Raw genomic sequence first — 26552 nt, 5'->3', positions numbered from 1 at the left:
GGGCGGCACGGGCGGCGGCGGGAGCGCCGGGAAGCCGACGGACGCACCGGCGTCGCCGAGTACGAAACCGTCCTCGGTGTCGAAGAGCTGCGGCGGCTGGAGCCACCAGGACCCGAACCCCGGCTCGTACGCGTCCATGGCGGGCAGCTACCACATCGAAACCGGGCCGTACCAGTCGTGCCCGGCCGTGGCACTGGCCGCGTCGGGCAAGAAGGTCTGGTTCCACTGCTACGTGACCAACGCGTACGGCAACCGGTGGACCTACATCCGGATCGCCGGTACGAACACCTCGGGCTGGATGTCCAACGACAACTTCACCCGGCAGAGCGGCCCTTCGACCCACTGCTGAGCGAGCCACTGCTGACCGGCCGGCCGCCGGGCGGCACGGCTGAGCGGCCGGCCCCGCTCCGTGGGGCTCGGTTCAGGGCCGCACGGGTGCCGCGCCCGGCTGGGGCGGCTGGAGGATGGAGAGCGGGTCGCTCGTGGGGGCGACCAGGTACTTGGCCAGGTAGGCGGGCCTGCCGCCCAGTTGTGCGGTCTGCGTGATGATGAGCAGCGGGTCGGTGGGGCGCAGCTTGAGGAGCCTGCCGCGGGTGGCTCCGGCGATGCCGGCGGTGATCGTGCACTCGCCGGGGCCGAAGACCGGGCCCAGCATGCCGATCATGGCGCCGAGCAGGGTGCGCGGACTGTCGTGCAGCTCCTGCACCCGGTCGGCCACCACGGGGGAGAGAGCGCGCAGCTCGGATCCGCACGCGATGTGCTCCTGGATCAGGGCCAGTTGCTCGGTGCCGCGGGTCAGCCGGGTCTCGCAGAACCAGGCGTTGCTGCCCTCTTCGAGCCCGAGGCCGTGCAGGACGAAGTCGGTGGTGCGCTGGAGGTTCATCTCCAGGCGCTCGGTGCGTACCGGCTGATCGGGCGTGGTGAGCGTCTCCTCGAAGGGCTGCAGCTGCTCCAGGCCCTGGCGCGGGAGGGTCTGGCTGACGAACCGTCCCACCCCCCGGCGGGTGCGGATGAGGCCGTCCTCCTCCAGCAGCATGAGGGCCTCGCGCACCACCGTGCGGCTCACTCCCAGCCGGGCGCCGAGGTCGGCCTCCTTGGGCAGGGCCGAGCCGAGCGGGAAGACCTGGTCCCTGATGCCGTGCGCGAGGCGTGAGTAGACCGCCACCCGCAGTGGCTGCCCTACGGCGACGGTCATGGGTTCGGCCAGAAACCCGTCGACGGTGGGGACGGTGACAGCCACGGCGCACCTCGCTTCGCTACTGGTGGTCCGGTCCATCTAACCAGAAAACCGTCGGCACTAGACGCATGTCGGACCGAGAGGTATAACATCTCACATCAGCCAAGAGTGTGACTCACTGTAACAATGAGGTTCCTTGTGAACACAGGCAGTCCGGGCACCAGCCCAGGAATCAGCGAAGCAAAACCACTGGAAGCCGCAGAAAAGGGCCTCTTGCACGGCAGGAAGGCGGCCACGCTCGTCGCGACGCTGTTGCTGAGCGTCATCGCCTACCAGTTGAACGCCAGCATGATCACCCCGGCGCTGCCGGAGATGGCGCGCCGGCTCCACGGAAGCGTGGACGGCATAGCCCAGGTCTCCTCGCTGTTCTTCCTCGCCGGGGCGATCACCGGCGTCGTACTGAGCCGCCTCAGCGACTTCTGGGGGCGCCGCAGGATCCTCATCGTGGTCCTGCTCGTGACCACGGTGGGCACGGTCCTCTGCCTCGTCGCCCCGAACCTGCCGGTCCTGCTGACCGGCCGGGTGCTGCAGGGTGCGTCGAGTGCCGCCTTCCAGATCGCGTACGTCGTCCTCAACGAGCGGCTCAGCAAGAAGGTCTTCGCCACCGCCCTCGGTGTGATCACCGCGATCAACGGCGGTGTCGGCGGCGTGGACGGCCTTCTGGGCGGGCGGCTCTCCGACGCCTTCGGCTACCGGTCCATCTTCGCCGTGATCCTGGTGATCGGCGTCGCGGCCGCTGTCTGTGTGGCGTTCGTCCTGCCCAAGGACGGGCGGCCGGACAAGGGCCGGATGGACTGGTGGGGCGCCGCCACCCTGTCGGTCGCGCTGTACTGCGTCACGTACCTCGTCTCGCACGGCTTCGCCGACGGCTGGCACAGCGCGAGCACCCTCGGCTATCTGGCCGGAACCGTCGTCTCCGCCGTCGCCTTCGGCATGGTCGAGCGCCGGAAGGCCACCCCGCTGATCGCGCTCAAGCACCTCAAGTCCCGCGAGGTGTGGCCGGTCATCGCGACGACCGTGATCGCCCTGTCCGGAATCTTCGCGGTCATCAACTTCACCGTGGTCGTCATCAGCCAGAGCCCGAAAATCGGCTTCGGTATGAACGCCACCGAGTCGTCGCTGCTCTTCCTCACCCCCGCGGCGCTGATCGGGCTGGCCGCAGCCCCGATGGCCGGCCGGCTGGCGGACCGGCGGGGCTGGCTGATCACCCTCCGCGTCGGTCTCGTCCTGAGCATCGTGGCCCTGTGCGTCATCGCCTCGTACCCGCTGGAGAAGTGGACCGTCTTCGCGGCGGTCGCCTTCCTCGGCATCACGTACAACGGCCTCGTCCTGACCACGGTGAACGGCCTCGGCGTGCTGAACTCGCCCAAGGACGCGCCCGCCGCGCTGCCCGGCCTCAACAGCGCCGCCTTCGGGATCGGCGCGAGTACCGGCATCGGCATCGTCGCCCCGTACGCGGCCCGCGCCACCCACGCCGGCTACAGCACCGCCCTGTGGATCTCGGTGGGCATCACCGTCCTGGCCCTGGTGGCCAGCCTGTTCATCACCCGCCGAGCGGACTGACAGCCTGTACGCACCACAACCGCCCACCCCCTCCCGGGCCTTCACACGCCCCGAACCCCAAGGAGCCCCCCCATGACGCCCCAGCCGCTCTACTTCGACTGCGACACCGGCATCGACGACTCGATGGCGCTCGCCTATCTGCTGGCCTCCCCGGAGATAGAGATAGTCGGCATCGGCACCGTCAGCGGCAACGTCAACTCCGCGCAGGCGGCCCGCAACACCCTGGCGCTCACCCAGCTCGCGGGCCGCGCGACCATCCCTGTCGCCGTCGGTGCGGCCGACCCCCAGGCCGGTACGTACGCGGGCTCCGTGCCGCACATCCACGGCCACAACGGCATCGGTGACATCACGGTGCCCGACTCGGCCCAGTCGGCCGTCGCACAGGACGCCGCCGACATGATCATCGAGCTGGCCCGTGCCCACCGGGGCACGCTGCGGCTGCTCACCACCGGCCCGCTCACCAATGTGGCCGAGGCCCTGCGCCGTGAGCCCGAACTCACCTCGCTGGTCGCGGACATCACCATCATGGGCGGCGCCGCCCACCAGAGCGGGAACGTCACCCCGGTCGCCGAGGCGAACATCCACAACGACCCCGAGGCCGCCGCCGAGGTCATGGCCGCGCCGTGGGACATCACGCTCGTCCCGCTGGACGTCACCCTCGCCCACACCCTGGAGGAGGAGGACCGTCAGCGCCTGCTGGACTCGGGCCGCCCGCTGCCCACCGCACTGGGCGAGATGATGGACCTCTACTACGACTTCTACCTGGAGACCTTCGGCCGCCGCTGCTGCGCGGTGCACGACCCGCTGGCCGCGGCCATCGCCGTCGGAGGCGTGGTGCCCACGCTGGCGCCGAACGTCGATGTGGTGGTCGACGCGACCCAGGGTCCCGGCCGCGGCCAGACCGTCTGCGATCTGCGCGGCCAGTTCCTCGACTACCCGCCGCAGGAAGGCGCCCACTGCCGGGTCGTGCTCGAAGCGGGCCCGGACTCGGCCGCCCACCTCGTCCAGCGGCTCCTGACGCTCTGACGTCCCGGACCGCTCCGCCCGCCCCCGTCAGCCCTGGCCGGCACCCGCTCCGGCGGCGAAGGCCGCCCAGGCGGCGGGGGAGAGGGTGAGCGCGGGGCGCCGGATGTCCTTGGAGTCACGGACGCGGATCGCGTCGGGGAGGATGGCGACCTCGACGCAGTTGTCGCCCTCGCTGCCGCTGTAACTGCTCCTGAACCAGTCCAGCCTCACGCCGCTCATAGCGCTCCTCGCATTCGTTTCAGCAGGTCCACCGTGGCCCGGCAATCATGCGCCTGAGCACGCAGCTTCCCATAGCGCTGGAGCAGCACGCTCACATCCTTCGGAGCCGAGATCAGATTGCTGGATCGCTGTCCTTCCGTGTATCCGATCCACCGGTGGTCCGCCGTCTCTGCCAGATACATGTGACCGTCGACGCCCACGTGGTCTTCCTGACGGAGCGGCATCATCTGGATCTCCACGTTGCGCCAGGTCCCCATGTGCAAGAGATGGTCGATGACATCGGCGGTAACGCTGTCCCCTCCCATCCGGCGTTCCAGAAGCGCTTGTTCGAGGACGAAGCTGAAGGCGGTCTCCGGCCTCTCGGTGAAGATTCGCTGCCGGTCGAGCCGTGCGGCCACCTGGCGCTCAAGCTGTTCTTCCGTAACGGGCGGAAGCCGCCGGTCATAGATGGCGCGAATGTATGTCTCCGGCTGCAGCAACCCGGGAATGCTGCGGGTCTCGTATGTGTACAGCGAGATCGCGTCCTGCTCGACCCCCGCCCACTTCAGGAACCACGAGGCCAGCCCCGCCCGGCGCGTGAGGCTCCGCGCGGCGGCCGCCAGCACGCGCCCCGCGAGAGGCCCGAGCGCCGCCTCGCTCCGCTCGATCAGCACGCCCGGCGGGAAGCGTTTGCCCTGCTCGATCTTGGCGACATAGTGCGCCGAGTACCCCACACGTGGCCCGAACTCCTCCTGTGTGAGGCGTGCTTCCTCCCGCAGGGCCTTCAGCACCACACCGAAGGTCTTGAGACTGTCCGACATCTCGGGTTCGCTGTTCGTGCCGCCGCTGCTGTCCGCCGCCATCGCCGTCCGCCTTTCGGTCCCGTACTCCGGGAACGCGCTTCGCAGGGGCATCGTTACGCGCAGTGACCCGCCCAGTCCAGGGCGCCCACCCATACAGATCCGGTTGTACGGGTGCCGGGCCTGTCGGGTGCCGCTGTGATCTGGCAACTCTGGGACCCATGACCCTCCCTGCGGCCCAAGTGCCCTCCCCTGTCCGCACGTTCGCCCAGCGCTTCTCCGCCACCCGGCGTGGCGCCCGGCTGGCCCGGCGTCTCGCCGCCCATCAGCTGGACGCCTGGGGTGTCCCGTACGGCAGTGCGGCGTCGGATTCGGTGGCCCTGCTCGTCGCGGAGCTGGCGGCCAACGCGGTGCTGCACGGCCGTGTCCCCGGCCGGGACTTCGCGCTCCGGCTCAGGTACGACGCCGGTACGGGAGTGATCCGGATCGAGATCTCTGACACGCATCCCGGACTGCCGGTCCGCCTCTGTCCTCCGGGTGACGCGGACGGCGGGCGCGGACTGCTCCTCGTCGAGGCAGTGGCGGCGCGGTGGGGCGTACGAGAGCGACTGGGGCCGGGCAAGACCGTGTTCGCCGAAGTGGAGATGGAGGGGGCGGGGGCGGGTTCCCGCTGACGCGGACGGGGCCCCCGCCTCAGGCCCGGGCGAGCGCTTGACAGATCCGCCGCCCCGCAAAATACTAACGGCGTTAGAAGTCCTAACGCTGTAAGGAGTTCGGGTGGGAAAGCGGGAAGAGGTACGCCGGCGGACCTTCGCCGAAATCCTGGACACCGCGGAACGGATGGCGGAAGGGGAGGGCTGGCAGGCCGTCACGATCCGGCGGATCGCCGCCGAGATCGGCTACAGCGCGCCAGTGATCTACCAGCACTTCCCGGGCAAGGACGCCGTCCTGCGGAAGCTGCTGGAGCGGGTCAACGCCGACCTGCTGGAGCGGATGCGGGCCGCGGTGGCCGGTGAACCGCCGTCGCGTGGGCCGCATGTGGCGGCCGCCGCGTACCTGGAGTTCGCCCGGTCGCGGCCGGGGCTCTACCAGCTCATGTCGGGCGGGCCCGGCACGGACGTCGACGCCTCCACCCGCCGGGCGGCCGCCACCGACGTGCTCGTGTTCACACAGGAGATCATCCGCGGGTGGGCGGCCGGTGCCGGAGCGGAAGTCGGACCCGCCGGTATCGAGGACGCCTGCGACCTGCTGTGGGGCTCGCTGCACGGCCTGGCCGGTATCGGTGCGATCGAGGACGTCGGATTCGACCGCGCCCTGCACCTGGCCGACCAGGCGGTGTCGGCCTTTCTCCGCTTCTGGGCCGACCCGCCCGCGCAGCCATGAATGTGATGACCCATCAGGAGCCAGAAATGATCTACCACCACAATCGTTTCGCCTTCAAGGAGACAGTCGGCGCCGAACAGCGCGAGGAGGCCCTGGCCGCCCTGCGGAACCAGGGCGAGTCGATCGACTCGGTCGTGCGGTACGTCGTCGGCCGGGATGTCGGCGGCGCGTTCGAGTACGGCGCCGTCTTCGTCATCGAGGACCTCGACGGGTACGGGGAGTACCTGATGGCGCCCTCGCACGCGCACACCGACCGGATCGGCCTGCCCCTGCTCGAAACGTTCGTCTCCTACGACACCACCGACAGCGACGACCCCGAGATCGCCGAGAAGATCGCCGATCTCCACGCGCGCCGCTACGCGGGCGACCCCGCCCTCACCCGGCTGGTGGCCGATCTGCCCTCGTACACCGGCAGCAGCGCCCCGGGCGGCCACGCGTAGCGCCACGCCCGGCGCCCGCTCGCTCCCCGGCGCTCCCGGACGGATGTCCACCGGGGGACGGCCCGCCGGGGGGTGGCCCGGCGCTCTCCTGCCGGGCTGCGTCGGCTACCGCAGAAACAGCCCCAGGGCGCCGTCCACCGACCAGCTCTGCCAGCACATGGCGAACAGTCCCACGGCTGAGATCAGCATCATCATCAGGTTCTGTCCCTGCTCGGCCCAGTCGTGGATCATCAGGACCAGGTAGATCAGGTTCAGCAGCAGGCCGGCCACGAGGGCGATCGGTGTCAGGAAGCCGAGGATCAGGCCGAGGCCGAGTGCCAGTTCCGCGTAGGCGACCACGTACGCCATCAGGCGGGGGTTCGGTTTCACGGTGCGCTCGAAGCCGCTCCGTACGAACGTCCAGCGGTGCTTCGCGGCTATGCCGGCCGCCCAGGTGACGCCGCCCCCGCCGAACCAGGTCTTCTTGTCCTTGTGGCGCCAGCTCTCCAGCCACCACAGCCCGAGCCCGATCCGCAGTACGGCGATCCATTCGGCCCCGCTGAGCCACATCGTCTGCATGAGGCGCTCCTGCCGGTCGACATAACCTGATGGGTCGTCAGTTCAGCGGAAGGTGAGCGATCGCGCAAGGGGTGAGTTCGGTGCTACCGCTTGTCGGTACCGGAGTGCGTCCGTACCCTTAAACTGACGGATCGTCAGCTCAGGTTCGACAAACCGGCAGGTAGCTGAGGGGAAGCGAATGATTAGCAGTCAGAACGGTGCCACCGAACTGCCCAGGATCATCAGCGTGGACGATCACGTGATCGAGCCTGCGCACCTCTTCGAGACGTGGTTGCCCAGCAAGTACCGGGACTTGGGGCCCAAGCCCTTCACCGCCGGGATCGGGGAACTCGCGTACGTCGGCGGGAAGTACCGGTTCACCACCGATCCGGAAGGGCAGATCACCGACTGGTGGCGGTACGAGGGGGAGATCTTCCCGTACAAGCGGATCATCGCTGCCGTGGGCTTCTCGCGGGACGAGATGACCCTGGACGGCATCACCCGCGAGCAGATGCGGCGCGGCTGCTGGGATCCGGCCGAGCGGCTCAAGGACATGGACCTCAACCATGTCGAGGCGTCGCTCTGCTTCCCGACGTTCCCGCGGTTCTGCGGGCAGACCTTCGCCGAGGCCAAGGACAAGGAAGTGGGCCTGGCCTGCGTCCGGGCGTACAACGACTGGATGGTCGAGGAGTGGTGCGGTGACAGCGGTGGCCGGCTCATCCCGCTCTGCCTGATCCCGCTGTGGGACGTCGACCTGGCGGTCGCCGAGATCAAGCGGAACGCGGCGCGCGGGGTCCGGGCTGTGACGTTCAGCGAGATCCCGACCCATCTGGGGCTGCCGTCGATCCACTCCGGGTACTGGGATCCGTTCTTCGCCGCCTGCGAGGAGACGGGCACGGTGGTGAACATGCACATCGGGTCGTCGTCGCAGATGCCCGCCGCGTCCCCGGACGCCCCGCCCGCCGTGCAGGCGTCGCTCTCCTTCAACAACGCGATGGCGTCGATGATGGACTTCCTCTTCTCCGGGGTGCTGGTGAAGTTCCCCCGGCTCAAACTGGCCTACAGCGAGGGCCAGATGGGCTGGGTGCCGTACGCCCTGGAACGCGCCGACGACGTCTGGGAGGAGCACCGGGCGTGGGGCGGGGTCAAGGACCTGATCCCCGAGCCGCCGTCGACGTACTACTACCGGCAGATCTACTGCTGCTTCTTCCGCGACAAGCACGGTGTCGATTCCATCGAGACGGTGGGCGTGAACAACGCGACGTTCGAGACCGACTATCCGCACGTCGACTCGACCTGGCCGAACACCAAGGAGGTGGCGACCGACCACATGGCCGGGCTCTCGGACGAGGTCACGTACAAGCTGGTGCGGGGCAACGCGATCCGCATGCTGGACCTGCCGTTCGACCGGGACCTGAGGACGACCACCACCGGCTGATCGCGGCCCGGCCGCGCCGGAGCGTTGAGGGCGGGCGGTCCCTCAACGCTACGGTTCAGGTGTCACCCTGACATCGTGACACCCTGGCCCTGCGGAGAGGCGATCGGATGCGGGACTCGACTGTGAGGGATACGGCATCGGAGGCGCTGGTCACCCTCGGCCGCTGGTATCTGCGCGACGCACCCGGGGCGCTCGGCAAGGAGTGGCTGGCGGGCCGGTATCTGAATCCGCGGCTGCGCGAGCACCCCAGGCGGCGGGTCTCCGAGGACCGGTCCGGTGCCCGGTTCGCCCTCGACACCCAGGATCTGATCCAGCGCTATCTGTACTTGTTCGGGGGCTGGGAGCCGAACCTGACCCACTGGCTGAGCAGCAGGCTCGGCCCCGGAGACACGTTCGTCGATGTCGGGGCCAATATCGGTTACTTCAGCGTGCTGGCCTCGCGCCTGGTGGGCGACCGGGGCCGGGTGGTGGCCGTCGAAGCGTCTCCCGCGTTCCACCAGCGGCTGCTGCAGCATGTCCGGCTCAATGAGTGCACCAACGTCCGTGCCGTGAACACGGCCGTCGCCGACGTCCGCAAGCAGCTGACCTTCGTCCTCGCCAGCTCGCACAACATGGGGGCGAACAGCATCGTCCCCTACGACGGGACCGCGGAGTCCACCTTCGACATCGAAGCCCTCCCGCTGGCGGAGCTGCTGCGGCCCGAGGAGATCGCGACGGCCCGGGTGATCAAGGTCGATGTGGAGGGAGCCGAGGGCAGCGTCATGCGGGGCCTGGCCCCTGTCCTGGACCGGCTGCGGCCCGATGCCGAGATCACCGTGGAGGTCACGCCCAGCCGGATGGCGCAGCTCGGGGACTCGGTCGGTGAGCTGCTGGACACGATGCGGGAACGCGGTTACCACGTCTACCGGCTGGCCAACGACTACACCCCGGAGAGCTACGCAGCGGCGCGGCGCCGGCCGCCGCCGGCCCCCGTGCGGTGGCGCGGACCGGTCACCGGCGAGAGCGACCTCGTCTTCTCCCGGGCCGACGCCGATGTGCTGCCGTAAGGGCTGTCCTCCGTCCGCTCAGGCCGGGTAGCCCCACCCGAGCTGCTCCAGCGCGCGCGACCTGGCTTCCACGACCGCCATCCGCGTATCGCGCTCGGCCGTGTTGGTGTGCGCCTCCTGGCTCGTGGCCTGCCCGGGCCACTTGCGGTACCTGAGGCCGACCTCGGCCGAGAACCAGCCCCGGCTGACCGCGTTCATGGCGAGCAGCAGCCCGGTGTCCTCCGAGGCGGGCAGGGCCATCCAGCCGCCGAGGGCGAGCAGCAGGTCCCGGCGGACGAAGAGCGTCGCCGGGTGGACCTGCGCCCGGTAGCCGTTCGCCTTCCAGTGGGCGAGCACGGCTCCGCGCTCGATCGGCCCGTTGGCGGGGTCACCGTCGAAGCCGACCGTGGAGCCGTCGGGGAGCAGGTCGAGTACGCGTGACGTCGCCCAGCCGATGTCCGGGTTGTCCTCCAGGGCGGCCAGGTCGCGGGCCAGTGTGCCCGGGGGCAACTGGTCGTCCGCGTCCAGGACTTTGACGTAGGCGCCGTCGGCGTGTGCGAGGGCCATGGTCCGGGCGGTACCAGGACCCCCGGCCCGGCCCTGCCGGAAGGTCACCCGCTCGTCGGCCGGTACATACGGAGCGACGTCCGTGCCCTTGCCGTCCTCCTGGATCACCCAGTGCCAGTCCCACCCCGCGGGCAGCTCCTGCTCGCAGAGCGACTTGTACGCCTCGGGCAGGAACGGGGCCGACGGGGCGTGGACGGCGGTGACGATGATGATGCGCCGGCGCACGGCACTCACCACCTTTCCAGGTGAGTGGTGAAGAGCAGTTCCGTGCGGTCGCCGGGCAGCGTGATGTACGACAGCTCCACCGCGCGGCCCTCGGTGTCGAACGACGTCTTGCGCAGGACGACGACAGCCGTCCCGGGCGGGAGGTCCAGCTCCTCCGCCTCCTCCGCCGTGGGCGGCCGGGCGGTGACCCGTTCCTCGATGCGGTCGATCTCGATGCCCACGGTGGAGAGCTGGTTCCACGTGCCCCCGGGCCAGGGCTCGTTGGTCTCGTCCAGCAGATCGGGGTTGCCCGCGATCATGGCACGGACGAGATGCGATGTGACCAGGCTGAAGGGCGCGTGCTCGGCGCTGTACCGCGTCCGGTAGGACCGCTCGACGATCTCGGTGCCGGGCGCGATCCCCAGGGACTCCGCGATGTCCGGGTCCGCCGTGATCTCCCGGTACGCGGCACGGAAGACGAGGTCGTCGACCGTGAGCCCGGTGTCGTGCTCGGTCGCCCCGGTGCTGGCGCGCCTCTCCTCGGGCTGGTGCGCCCGGTCCTTCTCCCACTGGTGCCGTGAGTTGCTCCGCTGTACGAGGGTGCGGGCGCGGCGTACGAAGTTCCCGCGGCCGTGCACCTTCTCGATCAGCCCCTCGGCCTGCAGCAGGCGCAGGGCGTCCCGCACGGTCGGCAGGCTCCGCCCGGACTGCTCAGCGAGCTTCGTCTCCGCGGGAAGCCGGTCGCCGGGCTTCAGCCGGCCGGTGCGGATGGACTGTCTGAGCTCGTCCGCGATCCGCTCGTACGCCTTCGCCATGGGTGGCCACCGCTCCCTCGATACGTGGCCCTCACCCTATGACTCCTCAAGAGGTCCTGACGAGTGAGGGAGTGTCAGCCGGCCGCGTGTCATGAAAGCGCCCGACCGCTGGCGACGGGGGATGCACCAGCGATCGGGCTGTATCCAACAGTAACAAGTGGCGGGGCGCGGCGAGAACTGCTCAGGCATATCAAGGAGTTGTGATTGAGGTCACCTGGTCAGCGGGGCACCGGGGCCCCCGTCCGGCCGTCCGCCCCCCGTCCCGGGGTCCACCCCCGGACCCGGTCACGTGCCGCAGGGCGGCCCGTACGACAGCCGGGGCAGATACTCGTGCCATTTCTCCGGTGTCAGTACGCCCCGGGTGGCCGCGCAGATGCGGCTGACCGCCTTGTCGGCGTCCAGGTCCCAGAGCCGGACGGTATCGGCGCCGCTCGACACCCCGAGCAGATGGCTGTTGGGGCTGAACGACAGGAAATTGCCCGTCTTGGCGTTCGGGCTGAGCGACTGGCCGATGGGGGCGGCCTTGGCGGGGTGCGCGACGTTCCAGAGCCTGACCGTGTCGTCGTTGCCGCCGCTCGCCAGGGTGCGGCCGTTACGGCTGAACGTCAGCGACACGACCGCTTCGGTGTGGCCGGTGAGCGTGGCGACCGGCCCGGCCGCCCCGCGCGGGGCCGCGACGTTCCACAGCCGGACCGTTCCGTCGTCGCTGCCGCTGGCCAGCGTGCGGCCGTGCGGACTGTAGGCGAGCGCGTTCACCGGACCCAGATGGCCCTTGAGCGGGGCGCCGAGCCGGGTCGCGTGCCGGGGGTCGGCCACGTCCCAGAGCCGGATGGTGCCGTCGGCGCTGCCACCGGCGAGCGTCCGTCCGTCCGGGCTGAACACGAAGGTGTTGACGTAGCCCTTGGGGCCGGTGAGCGGCGCACCGAGCGGTACGAGGTGCGAGGGATCGCTGACGTTCCACAACCGGATGGTGCGGTCGTCGAGAGCGGTGGCCAGGGTGTGCCCGTCCGGGCTGAACGCCAGCGCGTCGGGGCCCGCGAACCGTGTCCGCAGCCCGACGGGCGGACCGTAGGGGACAGGCCGGGCCGGGTCGTCGACGTTCCACAACTGCACCGCACGGCTGCCGGTCAGCACCGCGAGTGTGCGGCCGTCGGGGGAGAAGAGCAGCGAACGCGGGTCGCCCTTCCCCGGCCTGAACGCTCTGCCCAGCAGCGCGGGCCGGTTGGGGGACCTCACGTTCCACAGCCGGATCTTCTCGTCGCGTGCCGCCGTGGCGAGCACCTTGCCGTCCGGGCGGAACGCCCCTATCCGGCCCGTCATGTCCGCCGTGGGGATCGACCAGAGCCTGACCTTGTTGTCGCCGCTCCCGGTGGCCAGGGTCCGACCGTCGGGGCTGAAGCCGACGGCGTACATCTCGCCGCTGCTGCCGGCGAGCGGCTCGCCGACCTGCGACGGGTACGCGGGATTGCTGACGTTCCACAGGCTCGCCGTGCTGTCGGCGCTGCCCGCCGCGAGCATCGTCCCGTCGGGGCTGAAAGCCACCGACCAGATGGGTCCGGTGTGACCGGTCAGCGGCTGGCCGAGTTCGGTGGCGTGCCGGGGGTCGGACACGTCCCACAGCCGGATGGCGTCGTCCGCGCCGCCGCCGGCGAGTGTACGGCCGTCGGGGCTGAACGCCACGGAGTGCACCGTGCTGGTGTGGCCGGTCAGGACCCGGCCGACCGGTTCCGGACGGCCTGGACCGGCCATGTTCCACAGCCGGATCGTGCCGTCGTCGCCACCGGCCGCCAGCGTCCGCCCGTCGGGGCTGAACGCCACCGAGCGCACGGCGGCGGTGTGGCCGGTCAGCACACCGGCGGGCTTCGGCCGGCTCGGGTCGTCCACCGTCCACAGCCGTACGGTGTGGTCCTCGTTGGCCGAGGCCAGCGTGTGCCCGTCGGGGCTGAAGGCGAGGAGGTACGCCGTGCCGCCGTTGCCGGTCAGGGGCTTGCCGAGCGGCTTCGGATGGCGGGGATCCCGTACGTCCCACAGCCGGATCGTGCCGTCGTCCGACGTGCTGGCGAGGGTGTGCCCGTCCGGGCTGAAGACCGCGCTGCTCACCCAGCTCGTATGGCCGGTCAGCGGCCGGCCCAGCTTGTGCGGATGCGTCGGGTCGGTCACGTCCCACAGCCGGATGGTCCGGTCGTAGCTCGCCGTGGCCAGCGTCCGGCCGTCCGGGCTGAACGAGGTGAGGTAGACGGCGCCGGTGTGGCCGAGGAGCGGTGTGGCCAGCGGCGCGTTGACGATCGAGATCAGCCGGTTGCTGGTGGCCTCGTCGCCCGGCCGCAGATGGTGCGCCACCAGATCGAGCTGGGCGGCCAGCGAGGGATCCGTGTACTGGACGCGGTCGGCTTCGGCGACGACCTGCTCGAACACGGCGTCGTCCCGCTGCTGCCACGCGAGCACCGCCGAACCGACGGCCAGCATCGCCAGGACGACGAGCGCCGACACCGCACCACGGCTGATCCAGACGGTGCGTCTGCGCAGCCGGGCAGAGGCGGCCAGGAACTCCACCGCGCTCCGGGTCAGGAAGGTGTCACCCGCCGACTTCGCCCAGCTGCGGGTCTGTTCGAGCCGGGACCCCCGGTAGAGGAGCGACGGGTCGCGGTGGGTGGCCTCCCAGGCCCTGCCGTCCTCCTCCAGCTGCTGGCGGGAGAGGTTGTCGTTCCGGTCCTCGTCGATCCACTCCCGCAGGCGCGGCCACGCGTGCAGCAGCGCTTCATGGGTGATCTCCACGGTCTCCGAGTCGAGCGTCACCAGCCGGGCGTGCACCAGCGCTTCGAGCGATTCCTCCGTCCTGTCGGGGTCCGTCGACTCCTCCGCCAGCTGGCGCCGCGTCTCGCGCCGCCGGGTCGCCTGGGTGTCCTCGCCCAGCCGGACCAGCCTGAGGAGGAGCAGCCGGGCGGCGGTGCGGGCGGCCGGGCCGAGGCTGGACCAGGCGCGCTCCGCGGTCGCGGCGACCGCTCCCTGGATCCCGCCCGCAGCGGTGTACCCGGCCAGCGTCAGCCGTCCCGCGGTACGCCGCTGCCAGGTGGCGAGCAGGGCGTGCGAGAGGAGCGGCAGCACCCCGGCGTGCGTCCCGCTCCCGCGGGGGCTGTCGGCGCTCACCTCCCGGACGATCAGCTCCGCCAGCCCCGGTTCGAGCTCCAGGCCCACGGCCCTGGCCGGGCTTGTCACGGCTTCGCGCAACTCGGCGGTGGTCAGCGGCCCGAGCACCATGTGCCGGTGCTGGAGGGCGTCGGCCAGTTCGGGATAACCCAGGCACTGTTCGTAGAAATCGGCGCGTATGCCGAGGACGACGAGTGCGGGGGCTGGGGCGGGGGCTTGGGCGGAGGCGGGAGCTGGGGTGCGCGTGGCAGTGGCAGTGGCAGTGGCAGTGGCAGTGGGCGTGGCCGTGGCCGTGGGGGCGTCGGGGGCGTTGGTGTCCGGGGCGGCGGTGCCAGGGCCGGTGGTGTCCGGGGCGGCGGTGTCCGGGTCGGTGGTGTCCGGTCCTGGGGCGGGGACCGCCTGGTCGGTGGTCGTGCTGATGGCATGGAGCAGCTGGATGAAGGCCCGCCTGTTCCGCTCCTTGGAGCAGAGGGTGAACGCCTCCTCGAACTGGTCCACGATGATGACCGGACGAGCGGTGGCCGGGGACTCAGGGGGTGTCTCACGGCTCGCTGTCTCACGGCTCACTGTCTCGCGGTTCGCTGTCTCACGGTTCGCCCAGGTGGTGACGGCTTCCCTCGCGGCCCGGGCGAACCGGTGCGTACCGGAATCGTCCGCCGCGGCCGCTCTCGCGACCGGGACGACATGTGCGAGCTCGGGAATCAGACGGGTCAGCTCCGCCAGCGGGTCAGCTCCCGGTATCAGCTGGAGCACCGTCCCCGCCGGGCCGCGGCCTTCGCCCGGGGCGCCGTCCCGCAGCGCGGGCACCACGCCGGCGTTCAGCAGAGAGGACTTCCCCGACCCGGAGGCGCCCACGAGCATGACCAGGCCGCCCGTCCGCTCCGCTGACCGGAGCTGGACGAGGAGGGCGTCCCTGCTCCGCTCCCGGCCGAAGAACCACCGGGCGTCCTGCTGACGGTACGGAGCGAGCCCCCGGTAGGGACACACGCCACCGGGAACGGCCGCGGTTTCTCCCGGGGGGCGCCGCGGCTCCTCCGCCACGGGTGTGGCGGGATGGTCGCCGACCGGGTCCGCCACCGCCTGCTCCCACAGGCGCTGCCACTGGGCGATGTCGTACAGGCCGGCGGAGACGGGCGCGGGCTGCGAGCGCCGCGCCTGGGGGATCAGTACGTGCAGCACCGCCGCGAGGGCGACGAACTGGGCGGGGACGTTCCTGGCCCGCCGCCAGTCGCTGATCCGCTGGGCGGAGACCCGGACGGGCCGGCTGCGCTCGTCGACCCGCTGCAGCCGGACGACCGCCTCGGACACACTCTTGAGGGGAGGGTTGCCGGCCTCCCGGTAGAGCAGCGCGAGACGTTCCGCCAGGGCTGTGCGCGCCCCTGAGTCGAAACTCAAGGTCCCCACCCCTCACTTCCCCGCAGCGGACGTCCGCAGCTGACGTCCGCTGACGTCCGGACCGGAAAACTCAGCCTATCGGGCTGACCTGCGGTTAGTCGTGGGTGCGAGCTCCGGACCGCCCCTGGCGGAAGCCATAGCTGGCAGGATCACGACCCAGCAGCGCACCACCCGGGTGGCGCCCGGGCGGCCCACCAGCACAGCGCTCGGAGAGATACGTGATGACGCCGCATGTTCTCGGTCAACTTCCACCGTAGCTACGAGCAGGCACCCGGACACGAGCGGGCACCGCGTGACGGGCAGGCACCGCGTGATGAGAGGTACCGCGTGACGAGAGGTACCGGCTCTCCCGCCGGCTGAGCTCACGAGATCCGTGGAGCGGTCTCTTCCGGACTGCTGCTGTCCTACCGGCCACGGGCCACGGCCCACCCGTCCTCGGTCCACGCCGCCGCACCGGAACGGCGCGGATCGATGCAGCCCGCGTCCGGTACCGGTCCCCACAGGGGAGGGACCGGTACCGGACGGTGCGGCTATGTACCTGGATCCACCTGGGCCCAGCCGGGTCCGCCTGGATCGACACCTGGCCTACCTGGATCCGCCTGGACCGGAGTGTCCCAAGGACCTGTCCTGGGCGACCACGAGCACGATCTTGCCCCGGATGTGACCCTGCGCGGCGCGTTCGTGCGCTGCCCGGGCATCCGACAGCGCGAACGTGCTGTCGATCGCGACGCGCACCGTGCCCGCTTCGAGCAGGCGGCCCAGTTCGGCGAGTTGCGCGCCGTTCGAGCGGACCTGGGTGCCGGTGACGGTGACGCCCAGCTTCGCTGTCTCCTCTTCGTCGAATTCGCCGAAGAACACGGGGAACTGGGAGCCGCCGCGCTTGAGTGTGCGCAGGAAGCGGCTGCTGTGCGGGCCGCCGACGGTGTCGAGGACGACATCGGCGTCGCGTACGAGTTCCTCGGGACGACTGCTGGTGTAGTCGATGAACTCGTCGGCGCCGAGCTCGCGCAGGAACGGTTCGTGCGCGCCCGACGCCACCGCGATGACATGTGCGCCCTTCCACTTCGCCAGCTGTAGCGCCAGGTGTCCGACGCCGCCCGCGGCGCCGTTGATGAGCACCGTCGTGCCGGTGCCGAGCGGCACCGGACGGTGCTGCGCCTCCTGGAAGGGCGAGGGGTGATCGTGTCCGAGCTCGATCAGGAACTGCCACGCGGTGAGGCCGGCCATCGGCGCCCCGGCTGCGTGCACATGACTGATACCGGCCGGTTTGCGTGCGAGGTCCGCGGCGGGCGCCGCCACGTACTCGGCGTAGGTGCTGCCGTCGAAGCTGGGGAAGCGGAGCAGGCCGAAGACTTCATCGCCCACGGCGAGACCGTCCACATCGGCGGCGACGGCCTCGACCACGCCCGACACGTCCGTCCCCGGGATCACGGGCAGGTCGAACTTCGGCCTCGTCTCCGGGGGCAGGTTGGACATCCCGTCGCGCAGATACCAGTCCGGCGGGTTGACGCCGACCGCGTGTACGCGAACGAGCACCTCACCCGGTCCGGGCTCGGGAACCGGAACCTCGTCGTAACGCAGCACCTCAGGGCCGCCGTGCTCATGGAGCCGGACTGCCCTCATCGTGTGTGTCGGCATCGATTTCTCCTGTCCGCGCTGCGGGATAGACTTATCCGGACCAGCGATCCAGATAAACGGATCACTGGAACGAATATATGGATCACTGATCCGGATGGTCAAGCCCGGGTGGTCGAGCCCGGATGGTCACGGCCGGACGGTCGAAGCCGGGTGGTCACGGCCGGATGGCCGAAGCCGGACGGTCACGGCCGGATGGCCGAAGCCGGACGGTCAAGGGAAGGGAACTGGACGGATGCGGGCCGATGCCAGGAAGAACCGCGACCACCTGCTCGCGGTGGCGGGGGCGGCCATCGCTGAGCAGGGCGTGGACGTGTCTCTGCGCGACATCGCGCGCAGGGCGGAGGTCGGCCTGGCGACGCTGCTGCGTCACTTCCCGACACGGGAGGCACTGCTCGACGCCCTGCTCCGTACGAGCTTCGAGGAGCTGACGGCGCAGGCGGTCCAGCTCGAAACGTCGGGCTCGGCCGCCGACGCTCTCGTTTCGTGGCTGCGTGACTGTGTCGCGTGGACGACTGAATACCGGGGTGTGACCGTGCTGATGGCTGCTGCCATCGAGGACACCGAGTCCGCGCTCCACGCTTCGTGCGTCACGCTGCGCGCGGCGGGTGCACGGCTCCTCACCCGCGCCCAGGCCGATGGCTCGGCGCGGACCGATATCGATGGTGCCGATCTGTTCGCGCTGGTGGCGGCGCTCGCGTGGATCGGTGATCAATCCTCGCTCGCGCCGCGCGCCGACCACCTCTTCGATGTCGTCGCGAGCGCGATTCTGGCGAGCGCGGAGGGTGGGAGCGGGGGCGGGGCCGGCTGACGGGCGTCCTGTTGCGGTGTCGGGTGGCGCCTGCTGGCGCCGGGTGATGCCGGGTGGCGCCAGGTGGTGCCAGATGGCGTCACGGCGCGCCCCTCGAAGCGTGTGATCGCGCGTGAAGTCGGACTCGCTCAGGCTGTCGGTCCAGTGTTTCCGCAGGTTGCGGCGTTGACGTCCGGTCGGTGCCACGGTGGGAGCCATCGGGTCTTGCGTATGGCGCCAATGTGGTGCCATGATGGCGTCATGGATCTCACCCCGTATGTCGACACCCTCCGCCGTGAACTCGCGGTGGCCGCCGAAGCCGGCGGCGACGAAGCCCGCGAGCTGGCCGACAGGCTCACCGCTCCCCTGGAGTCGGCGACCCGGCTGACCATGCTCCACGTGCTCTCCGCCGCGATGGACGAGATCACCCGTGAACTCGCCCCCGGCTCGGTCGACGTACGGCTGCGCGGGCTCGACCCCGACTTCGTGGTGACGCTGCCGCCGGGCGGCGGCGCGCCCGCGGAGCCCGCCGCGCCCGTCGAACCGCTCACGGCCACGGCCACGGCCCCGGCCGATGCCGATGAGGGTGGCACCGCCCGCGTCAACCTGCGCCTGCCGGCCCACCTCAAGGCCCGGGCCGAAGAGGCCGCGACCCGCGAGGGCCTGTCGGTCAACGCGTGGCTGGTGCGCGCCGTGTCGGCCGCGGTCGACGGCGGCATCCGGTCGCGTACGACGGAGAAGACCCGGACCATCGGGCAGGGCTACACGGGCTGGGTGCGTTAGCCGAACTCTCCGCCCGACCGGGCCACTTCACCCGATCCACTGCACCCAAGCCACTTCACTCACGCCGCGAAGACCCACGCTGCGAAGACCCACGCAGCGAACGCCAAGCCGCGCACACCCAAGAGGACGGGACAGCCATGCCTTCTTTCGACACTCCCGAACCGATCTCGGTCACCGCCCACGTGGGCGCCGGTTCCCTCCACTTCACCGCGGACGACCGCCCCGACACGGTCGTCGAGGTGCGGCCCCACGACCCGAAGCGCGACAAGGACGTGCGGGCCGCCGAGCAGACCGAGGTCACGTACGCCGGCGGCGTCCTGACCGTCAGGACGAAGGAGCGTCGCATGATCGGGCCCTCCGGCTCCGTCGACGTGACGGTCGGACTGCCCACGGGCTCGCGCATCGAGGCGACCGGCTCGTGGACCCAGGTGCTGGGCGAGGGCCGGCTCGGCGAGGTGCGGGTCAAGACCTCGGGCGGCGACGTCCGCCTCGACGCGACCGGGCCACTCCAACTGACCGCGTCCCACGGCTCGATCACCGTCGACCGGATCGAGGGCACGGCCGAGATCACCACCAGCTCCGGCAGTATGCGCGTCGGCACCGTCCACGGTTCCGCCGTCCTGAAGAACTCGCACGGCACCACCACCGTCGGTGACGCGACCGGCGACCTGCGCGTGAGCGGAGCCAACGGCGACATCGACATCGCGCGCGCCGCGGGCTCGGTCGTCGCCACCACCGCCAACGGCACCCTGCGGGTCGGCGAAGTCAGCAGCGGATCCGTCCGGTTGGAGACCTCCTACGGCGCCATCGACCTGGGCGTGCGCGAGGGCACCGCCGCCTGGCTCGACGTCAGCTCAGGTCACGGCCAGGTGCGCAGCACGCTCGCCGCGTCCGAGGGGCCGGAGGAGTCCGAGGACACCGTCGAGGTCCATGCCCGTACGCGCTACGGAAACATCGACGTCCACCGCGCCCGGGTCTGAAGCACCGGGCGGCCGACTCACCCGCGAGCCAGCCACTCAAGCTCAGGCACTCAAGCCTTCGAAAGGGAGGGCTTCATGGCTTCACCTGTCATGCCCACATCCAAAACCGCCCGTGGTGAGGAACCGCCCGCCGCCATTTCCGCCGTCGGCCTGCGTAAGTCCTACGGTGACCAGCTCGTCCTCGACGGCATCGACCTGTGCATCCCGGCAGGAACCGTCTTCGCGCTGCTCGGCCCGAACGGCGCGGGCAAGACCACCGTCGTGCGGATCCTCTCCACCCTCGTCTCCGCCGACGCCGGATCCGGCGACATCCGCGTCAACGGCCACGACCTGGCCGCCGATCCGCAGGCCGTACGGGCCGCGATCGGCGTCACGGGGCAGTTCTCCGCCGTCGACGGCCTGATCACCGGCGAGGAGAACATGCTCCTCATGACCGACCTGCACCACCTCCCGCGCCGCGAGGGACGGCGGGTCGCCGCCGAACTGCTCACGCGATTCGACCTGGTGGAGGCCGCGAAGAAGCCCGCCTCCACCTACTCCGGCGGTATGAAGCGCCGCCTCGACATCGCCATGACACTGGTCGGCGACCCGCGGATCATCTTCCTCGACGAGCCGACCACCGGCCTCGACCCGCGCAGCCGCCACACCATGTGGGGCATCATCCGCGAGCTGGTCGCCGACGGCGTCACCGTCTTCCTCACCACCCAGTACCTGGACGAAGCCGACCAACTCGCCGACCGGATCGCCGTGCTCAACGACGGGCGGATCGCCGCCCAGGGCGCCGCCGATGAGCTCAAGCGGCTCATCCCCGGCGGGCACATCCGGCTCCGCTTCACCGACCCGGCCGCCTACAGGTCCGCGGCCATCGCCCTGAAAGCTGACCTGAATCCCGACCTGAACTCTGACCTGAAGCCGGCCACGAAGTCGGCCACGAAGGCTGACCTGATGTCCGCCCCCCAAGCACCCACCGCCCCACGGGCTTCATGCCTCGCCCGCCCCGGTGCTGTCGCCTCCGACGAGACGCTGTCGCTGCACATCCCCAGCGACGGCAGCCAGCGCGAGCTGCGCTCCCTCCTCGACCGGCTGGACGCGGCCGGCATCGAGGCGGACGAACTGACCGTGCACACCCCCGACCTCGACGACGTGTTCTTCGCGCTGACCGGATCCAGCGTGCCCGCCCGGAACAACCAGCCGAAGGAGCCTGCCCGATGAGCGCCCTCTCCCTCGCCGTACGAGACTCGAACACGATGCTGCGCCGCAATCTGCTGCACGCGCGCCGCTACCCGTCGATGACCCTGAACCTGCTGCTCACCCCGGTCATGCTCCTGCTGCTCTTCGTCTACCTCTTCGGCGACGTGATGAGTGCGGGCATCAGCGGCGCCGGAGCGGACCGTTCCGCCTACATCGCGTACATCGTCCCGGGCATCCTGCTGATGACCATCGGCAGCACCGTGGTCGGGACCGCGGTGTCCGTCTCCAACGACATGACCGAGGGCATCATCGCCCGCTTCCGCACCATGGCGATCCACCGCGGCTCGGTGCTCGTCGGGCATGTGGCGGGCAGCGTGCTGCAAGCGGTCATGAGCGTGGTCCTGGTGGGCGCCGTCGCCGTGGCCATCGGCTTCCGGTCCAGGGACGCCGGAGTCCTGGAGTGGCTTGCGGCCTTCGGTCTGCTCGTGCTCTTCGCCGTGGCACTCACCTGGATCGCCGTCGGCATGGGCCTGATCAGCCCGAACGCCGAGGCCGCAGGCAACAACGCGATGCCGATGATCCTGCTGCCGCTCCTCTCCAGCGCGTTCGTCCCGGTCGACGCGATGCCGGGCTGGTTCCAGCCGGTCGCCGAGTACCAGCCGTTCACCCCGGCCATCGAGACACTGCGGGGGCTGCTGCTCGGCAGCGGGATCGGCGACAACGGGTGGCTGGCGGTGGCCTGGTGCCTGGCTCTCTCCGTACTCGGCTACTTCTGGGCCACATCGACCTTCGACCGCGACCCCGACTAGGCCCGGGAACGGCAGGGTGCCCGGCCGGGGTCGGACGGTCGCCCGGCCGGGACAGCCGGTCGGCCCGGCCGGGTCAGGCGGTCGCCGGGCCGGACTGTCCCGCTGTGCCCGGCGCCGTGATGCCCCGGGTGATCGCCTCGGCGGCGAAGGCGATGAGGTCCGACGGGTCCACGTCCGTGGGCCAGTTGTTGACCAGGGTGTCGGAGATGCCCATCAGCCCGGACAGGACGAACGGCAGGACCGCGGGATCCTCCCGGAGGCAACGGCCCTCCTTCGAGGCCGCCTCGATGAGAGCGGAACGGAGCGCCTCGTTGTACAGGCGCGTCGTCTCGCGCACCTCGGTCACCGATTCGCGCTCGTAGCGGGCATCCCCTTCGACCGTGCGCCAGGTCGCGATCAGCCGGCCCACCCGGACCCACTGACGGGCGGTCTGGGGGATCACCGACGCGATCAGCGCTGCGACGCCCTGGTCCCTGGGGAGGGCCTCGACGAAGGCGGCGGACTCGGTCTGGCTCTCGCCGAGCAGGGCGATGAAGATCTCCTGCTTGTCGGCGAAGTACTGGTAGATCAGCCCGGTACTGGTGCCTGAACGCTGGGCCACCGACCGGATCGTGAGCGCCGCGTACCCGCCCTCGTCCAGCAGTTCGGCGGCCGCGTCCAGGGTCATCCGGCGCCGCGCCTCCGCATCGCCGTACGCGGACTTCCTGCTCGATTCGGTCATGCCCTCACGGTATCCGGTGGCGACAGCGCAGAATGAACGTTGTTCATCATGCATTGAACAACGTTCATTCTGTCGTTACAGTCCTCTCCATGACGCTCTCCGAGGTTCCTCAGGGCGCTTGGCGCCACGTTGCCGACGGGCGGGCCGCAGCGGATATCGCCACTGCGGCCGGCGCCCTGCTGCTCGCACATCGGACGGATCAGGAAGAGGCGGGCGCCGACCCGGCGGACGTACGCAAGGCGGGGGACCGGCTCTCGCACGAGTTCCTGGCTGCCACTCTCGGCCGGCAGTTCCCCGGCGACGCGGTGCTCTCCGAGGAGGGCGCCGACGATCTGGCCCGGCTCGCGGCCCGGCGGGTGTGGATCGTCGACCCGCTCGACGGCACCCGCGAGTTCGGTGAGCCCGGCCGTGCCGACTGGGCCGTCCATGTGGCAGTGGTCGAGGAAGGCCGGCTGGTCGCGGGTGCGGTCGCGATGCCCGCGCTGGCTGCCACCTTCTCGACTGCGGACCCATTCCCCCCGCTCCCGCCGCTGCCCGCCGCCCCCCGCGTGGTCGTCAGCCGCACCCGCCGGCCCGAGCCGGTGACGGCCATGGCCGGCGCACTCGGCGCCGAACTGATCGAGATGGGCTCGGCCGGCGCCAAGGCGATGGCCGTGGTGCGCGGCGAGGCCGACATCTACGCCCACACCGGCGGGCAGTACGAGTGGGACTCGGCCGCCCCCGTCGCCGTCGCCCGCGCCGCCGGGCTCCACGTGTCCCGGATCGACGGGTCCGCACTGCACTACAACCAGGAGAACCCCTGGCTGCCCGACCTGCTGATCTGCCGCCCCGAACTGGCAGACCGGGCCCTGGGGGTGCTCGGACGATGACACTCACCCTGACCCATCTCGAACGGCTCGAAGCCGAGAGCATCCACATCATGCGGGAGGCGGTCGCCGAGAGCGAGAACCCCGTGATGCTCTACTCCGTCGGCAAGGACAGCGCGGTGATGCTGCACCTCGCGCGGAAGGCGTTCTACCCGTCGAAGCTGCCGTTCCCGCTGCTGCACGTGGACACCACGTGGAAGTTCCGCGCGATGTACGAGCTGCGCGACCGCACCGCCGCCGCCGGGGATCTGGAACTCCTCGTCCACAAGAACCCCGAGTGTGTGGAGAAGTCGATCAACCCGTTCACCCACGGGTCGGCCACCCACACCGACATGTGGAAGACGGAAGGGCTCAAACAGGCCCTCGACCTCCACAAGTTCGACGCCGCCTTCGGCGGTGCGCGCCGGGACGAGGAGAAGTCCCGCGCCAAGGAACGCATCTTCTCGGTCCGCTCGGCCGAGCACCGGTGGGACCCGAAGCAGCAGCGCCCCGAACTGTGGCGGATGTACAACGTGCGCAAGTCGCCCGGTGAGAGCCTGCGCGTCTTTCCGCTGTCCAACTGGACCGAACTCGATGTCTGGGAGTACATCCGGCAGGAGCGGATCCCGATCGTGCCGCTCTACTTCGCGGCGAGGCGACCGGTGGTCGAACGCGACGGGGCGCTGATCATGGTCGACGACGAACGGATGCCCCTGCTGCCCGGTGAGGAACCCCAGCTCAGGAGCGTGCGCTTCCGCACGCTCGGCTGCTACCCGCTCACCGGAGCCGTCGAGAGCACCGCCGACTCCCTGACCGCCATCATCCAGGAAATGCTGCTGACCTCCACCTCCGAGCGCCAGGGCCGCGTCATCGACCACGACAGCAGCGCGTCGATGGAGAAGAAGAAGCAGGAGGGTTACTTCTGATGACCGGATCCCACGACCTGATCGCGGACGACATCGAGCAGTACCTCGAACGGCACGCGAACAAGAGCATGCTCCGCTTCATCACCTGCGGCAGCGTCGACGACGGCAAGTCCACCCTCATCGGCCGGCTGCTCTACGAGTCGAAGCTGGTCTTCGAGGACCAGCTCACCGCCCTGGAGGCCGACTCCCGCAAGGTGGGCACCCAGGGCGAAGGACTCGACTTCGCGCTGCTGGTCGACGGGCTGGCCGCCGAGCGCGAGCAGGGCATCACGATCGACGTCGCCTACCGCTACTTCTCCACCGAGCACCGCAAGTTCGTCGTCGCCGACACCCCCGGCCATGAGCAGTACACCCGGAACATGGTCACCGGGGCCTCCACGGCGGACCTCGCGGTGATCCTGGTCGACGCGCGCAAGGGCGTACTCACCCAGACCCGCCGGCACTCCTATCTGGTGTCGCTGCTGGGCATCCGCCATGTGGTGCTCGCCGTCAACAAGCTGGACCTGGTCGGCTACGCGCAGGAGGTCTTCGAGCGGATAGCCGGCGAGTACACCAGGTTCGCGGAGGAGATCGGCCTGGGTGACGTCGTGGCCGTCCCGATCTCGGCGTACGCCGGGGACAACCTGACCGAGAACAGCAGTGAAACCCCCTGGTACCAGGGCCCGACGCTCATGAAGCACCTGGAGACCGTCGAGATCGACGAGGACGTCGCCGCCCGCCCGTTCCGGCTGCCCGTGCAGTGGGTGAACCGGCCGGACCTGGACTTCCGCGGGTTCTCCGGGCAGATCGTGAGCGGGGTGGTGCGGCCCGGCGACCGGGTGCGGGCCCTGCCGAGCGGCAGCGAGTCATCGGTCGCCCGCATCGTCACCATGGACGGCGACCTGACGGAGGCGACCGCGGGGCAGTCCGTCACCGTCACGCTGGCCGACGAGATCGACGTCAGCCGCGGTGACGTGCTCGCCGCCGCGGCCGCCCTGCCCGGTGTCGCCGACCAGTTCGAGGTACGTCTGGTGTGGATGGGCGAGGACGAGATGCTGCCCGAGCGGCCGTACCTCTGCCAGATCGGGACCATGACGGTGCAGGCGCGGATCACCAAACCCAAGTACAAGGTCAACGTCAACACCCTGGAGAAGACGGCGACCGACACTCTGGCGCTCAACGAGATCGGCGTCTGCACCATCAGCTTCGACCGCCCGGTGCCGTACGACGCGTACACCGCCAACCGCGACACCGGCGGCTTCATCCTGATCGACCGGCTGACCAACAGCACGGTGGGCGCCGGCCTGATCGCGCACCGGCTGCGGCGTTCGGACAACATCCACTGGCAGACGGTCGACGTCGACGCACGCGCGCGCCAGAAGCTGATGGGCCACCGCCCGCAGGTGCTGTGGCTGACCGGGCTGTCCGGCTCCGGGAAATCGACCATCGCGAACGAGGTCGAGCGCCGGCTGCACGCCATCGGCGCGCACACCTATCTCCTGGACGGCGACAACGTACGCCACGGCCTGAACCGGGACCTCGGGTTCACCGACGCCGACCGTGTGGAGAACATCCGGCGCGTCACCGAGGTCGCCCGGCTGATGGCCGACGCCGGCCTGATCGTCATCGCGTCGTTCATCTCGCCCTTCCGCGCGGAACGGGAGGCGGCCAGGGAACTGGCCGGGCCCGAGCGGTTCTGCGAGATCCATGTGGACACGCCGCTCGCTGTCGCGGAGGAGCGGGACCCGAAGGGGCTCTACCGGAAGGCGCGCTCCGGCGAACTGGCCCACTTCACCGGCATCGACTCGCCCTACGAGCCGCCGCGTTCGCCCGAGATACGGATCGACACCACGACCGACTCGCCCGAGCAGGCGGCCGACCGGATCGTCGGCTTCCTGCGCTCACGCGGCGCCATCACCTGACGGGGCGCGCCGCCCCGCACCGCCTGACCGTGCGCACCCCGACCCCGACCGATCATGCGCATCCCGACCCCGACCGTGCGCACCCCGGCCCCAACCGACCGTGCGCACCCCGACCCCAACCGTGCGCACCCCGACCCCAACCGACCGTGCGCATCCCTTGACCCAGCGCATCGTCTGCGTATCGCCTGACCGAGCA

Annotated in this window: 25 protein-coding genes; 16 read left to right on the top strand and 9 right to left on the bottom strand. The window is 70.3% G+C overall.

Going from position 1 to position 26552, the window contains the following annotated elements:
• Positions 1–136 precede the first annotated feature (136 nt).
• On the top strand, positions 137–349 hold the full coding sequence (locus G3I19_RS02570; protein WP_203599045.1) for a hypothetical protein: 213 nt from the start codon (positions 137–139) through the stop codon (positions 347–349).
• Between the two features lie 72 nt (positions 350–421).
• Here the strand turns inward: G3I19_RS02570 and G3I19_RS02565 are convergent, their stop codons facing one another.
• Positions 422–1240, bottom strand: a complete 819-nt coding sequence (locus G3I19_RS02565) for a GntR family transcriptional regulator (RefSeq protein ID WP_164258971.1) — start codon at positions 1238–1240, stop codon at positions 422–424.
• Between the two features lie 210 nt (positions 1241–1450).
• Between G3I19_RS02565 and G3I19_RS02560 the strand changes: the two genes are divergently transcribed.
• Positions 1451–2800 carry an MFS transporter gene (locus G3I19_RS02560; RefSeq protein ID WP_203599044.1) on the top strand — a complete coding sequence of 450 codons (1350 nt, stop codon included), beginning with the start codon at positions 1451–1453 and terminating at the stop codon, positions 2798–2800.
• 72 nt (positions 2801–2872) lie between these two features.
• On the top strand, positions 2873–3826 hold the full coding sequence (locus tag G3I19_RS02555; RefSeq protein ID WP_164258967.1) for a nucleoside hydrolase: 954 nt from the start codon (positions 2873–2875) through the stop codon (positions 3824–3826).
• 27 nt (positions 3827–3853) lie between these two features.
• Here the strand turns inward: G3I19_RS02555 and G3I19_RS02550 are convergent, their stop codons facing one another.
• Both G3I19_RS02550 and G3I19_RS02545 read right to left on the bottom strand, forming a co-directional pair.
• Positions 3854–4045, bottom strand: a complete 192-nt coding sequence (locus G3I19_RS02550) for a DUF397 domain-containing protein (protein WP_164258965.1) — start codon at positions 4043–4045, stop codon at positions 3854–3856.
• Positions 4042–4887 (bottom strand): helix-turn-helix transcriptional regulator, encoded by an 846-nt coding sequence (locus G3I19_RS02545; RefSeq protein WP_164258963.1) that lies wholly within the window; start codon positions 4885–4887, stop codon positions 4042–4044. Before G3I19_RS02545 ends, G3I19_RS02550 begins: the two co-directional genes overlap by 4 nt.
• 158 nt (positions 4888–5045) lie before the next feature.
• On the opposite strand from G3I19_RS02545, the gene G3I19_RS02540 reads away from it, so the two are divergent.
• The 3 genes from G3I19_RS02540 to G3I19_RS02530 all read left to right on the top strand — a co-directional run bounded on the left by G3I19_RS02540 (position 5046) and on the right by G3I19_RS02530 (position 6647).
• Entirely contained in the window at positions 5046–5498 is a 453-nt protein-coding gene (locus G3I19_RS02540; RefSeq protein WP_164258961.1) for an ATP-binding protein, read from the top strand.
• A 103-nt stretch (positions 5499–5601) separates the two neighbouring features.
• Positions 5602–6207, top strand: coding sequence for a TetR/AcrR family transcriptional regulator (locus G3I19_RS02535; protein ID WP_164258959.1), 606 nt, complete (start codon positions 5602–5604; stop codon positions 6205–6207).
• Between the two features lie 26 nt (positions 6208–6233).
• Positions 6234–6647: a Dabb family protein gene (locus tag G3I19_RS02530; RefSeq protein ID WP_164258958.1), complete on the top strand. Its 414-nt coding sequence runs from the start codon at positions 6234–6236 to the stop codon at positions 6645–6647.
• A gap of 105 nt (positions 6648–6752) precedes the next feature.
• Here G3I19_RS02530 and G3I19_RS02525 read toward each other — a convergent pair whose 3' ends face one another.
• Positions 6753–7205, bottom strand: a complete 453-nt coding sequence (locus G3I19_RS02525) for a DoxX family membrane protein (protein ID WP_164258956.1) — start codon at positions 7203–7205, stop codon at positions 6753–6755.
• A gap of 178 nt (positions 7206–7383) precedes the next feature.
• On the opposite strand from G3I19_RS02525, the gene G3I19_RS02520 reads away from it, so the two are divergent.
• Positions 7384–8622 carry an amidohydrolase family protein gene (locus G3I19_RS02520; RefSeq protein WP_164258954.1) on the top strand — a complete coding sequence of 413 codons (1239 nt, stop codon included), beginning with the start codon at positions 7384–7386 and terminating at the stop codon, positions 8620–8622.
• 107 nt (positions 8623–8729) lie between these two features.
• The gene (locus G3I19_RS02515; protein WP_203599043.1) at positions 8730–9668 is read left to right on the top strand and encodes an FkbM family methyltransferase; all 939 of its coding nucleotides are present in this window, start codon (positions 8730–8732) and stop codon (positions 9666–9668) included.
• A gap of 18 nt (positions 9669–9686) precedes the next feature.
• Here G3I19_RS02515 and G3I19_RS02510 read toward each other — a convergent pair whose 3' ends face one another.
• The 4 genes from G3I19_RS02510 to G3I19_RS02495 form a co-directional block, all read right to left on the bottom strand.
• Entirely contained in the window at positions 9687–10439 is a 753-nt protein-coding gene (locus G3I19_RS02510) for a glycosyltransferase (RefSeq protein WP_164258952.1), read from the bottom strand.
• Positions 10440–10444: 5 nt separating this feature from the next.
• Entirely contained in the window at positions 10445–11233 is a 789-nt protein-coding gene (locus G3I19_RS02505; protein ID WP_164258950.1) for a GntR family transcriptional regulator, read from the bottom strand.
• 285 nt (positions 11234–11518) lie between these two features.
• Positions 11519–15775, bottom strand: a complete 4257-nt coding sequence (locus tag G3I19_RS02500; protein WP_164258948.1) for a hypothetical protein — start codon at positions 15773–15775, stop codon at positions 11519–11521.
• A 585-nt stretch (positions 15776–16360) separates the two neighbouring features.
• A complete protein-coding gene (locus tag G3I19_RS02495) occupies positions 16361–17413 on the bottom strand; it encodes an NADP-dependent oxidoreductase (RefSeq protein ID WP_203599042.1) in 1053 nt (350 codons plus the stop codon).
• Between the two features lie 232 nt (positions 17414–17645).
• Here G3I19_RS02495 and G3I19_RS02490 point away from each other — a divergent pair, with 232 nt between their 5' ends.
• From G3I19_RS02490 to G3I19_RS02470, 5 genes are all read left to right on the top strand, one after another.
• Positions 17646–18221, top strand: coding sequence for a TetR/AcrR family transcriptional regulator (locus tag G3I19_RS02490; protein ID WP_164258946.1), 576 nt, complete (start codon positions 17646–17648; stop codon positions 18219–18221).
• A 240-nt stretch (positions 18222–18461) separates the two neighbouring features.
• Positions 18462–18983 carry a toxin-antitoxin system HicB family antitoxin gene (locus G3I19_RS02485; RefSeq protein WP_164258944.1) on the top strand — a complete coding sequence of 174 codons (522 nt, stop codon included), beginning with the start codon at positions 18462–18464 and terminating at the stop codon, positions 18981–18983.
• Positions 18984–19120: 137 nt separating this feature from the next.
• Entirely contained in the window at positions 19121–19963 is an 843-nt protein-coding gene (locus tag G3I19_RS02480) for a DUF4097 family beta strand repeat-containing protein (RefSeq protein ID WP_164258942.1), read from the top strand.
• A 75-nt stretch (positions 19964–20038) separates the two neighbouring features.
• Entirely contained in the window at positions 20039–21175 is a 1137-nt protein-coding gene (locus G3I19_RS02475) for an ATP-binding cassette domain-containing protein (RefSeq protein ID WP_239073909.1), read from the top strand.
• A complete protein-coding gene (locus tag G3I19_RS02470; RefSeq protein ID WP_164258936.1) occupies positions 21172–21963 on the top strand; it encodes an ABC transporter permease in 792 nt (263 codons plus the stop codon). The genes G3I19_RS02475 and G3I19_RS02470 overlap by 4 nt, the downstream gene beginning before the upstream one ends.
• Positions 21964–22036: 73 nt before the next feature.
• On the opposite strand, the gene G3I19_RS02465 is transcribed toward G3I19_RS02470, so the two are convergent.
• The gene (locus G3I19_RS02465; RefSeq protein ID WP_164258934.1) at positions 22037–22684 is read right to left on the bottom strand and encodes a TetR/AcrR family transcriptional regulator; all 648 of its coding nucleotides are present in this window, start codon (positions 22682–22684) and stop codon (positions 22037–22039) included.
• An 89-nt stretch (positions 22685–22773) separates the two neighbouring features.
• Here G3I19_RS02465 and G3I19_RS02460 point away from each other — a divergent pair, with 89 nt between their 5' ends.
• Genes G3I19_RS02460 through cysN form a run of 3 tightly spaced genes read left to right on the top strand, consistent with a single transcriptional unit; the run spans position 22774 to position 26356 of the window.
• Positions 22774–23553, top strand: a complete 780-nt coding sequence (locus tag G3I19_RS02460; RefSeq protein ID WP_164258932.1) for a 3'(2'),5'-bisphosphate nucleotidase CysQ — start codon at positions 22774–22776, stop codon at positions 23551–23553.
• Positions 23550–24455 carry a sulfate adenylyltransferase subunit CysD gene (cysD, locus tag G3I19_RS02455; RefSeq protein WP_164258930.1) on the top strand — a complete coding sequence of 302 codons (906 nt, stop codon included), beginning with the start codon at positions 23550–23552 and terminating at the stop codon, positions 24453–24455. The genes G3I19_RS02460 and cysD overlap by 4 nt, the downstream gene beginning before the upstream one ends.
• Positions 24455–26356, top strand: coding sequence for a sulfate adenylyltransferase subunit CysN (gene cysN, locus G3I19_RS02450; protein WP_164258928.1), 1902 nt, complete (start codon positions 24455–24457; stop codon positions 26354–26356). Before cysD ends, cysN begins: the two co-directional genes overlap by 1 nt.
• The last annotated feature ends 196 nt before the right edge of the window (positions 26357–26552 follow it).

It is taken from the genome of Streptomyces sp. SID10853 (assembly GCF_010548145.1).
In the GTDB taxonomy this organism is placed as follows: domain Bacteria; phylum Actinomycetota; class Actinomycetes; order Streptomycetales; family Streptomycetaceae; genus Streptomyces.
Note: the sequence above shows the minus strand (reverse complement) of the source record. Positions and strands in the feature narration are given on the sequence as shown.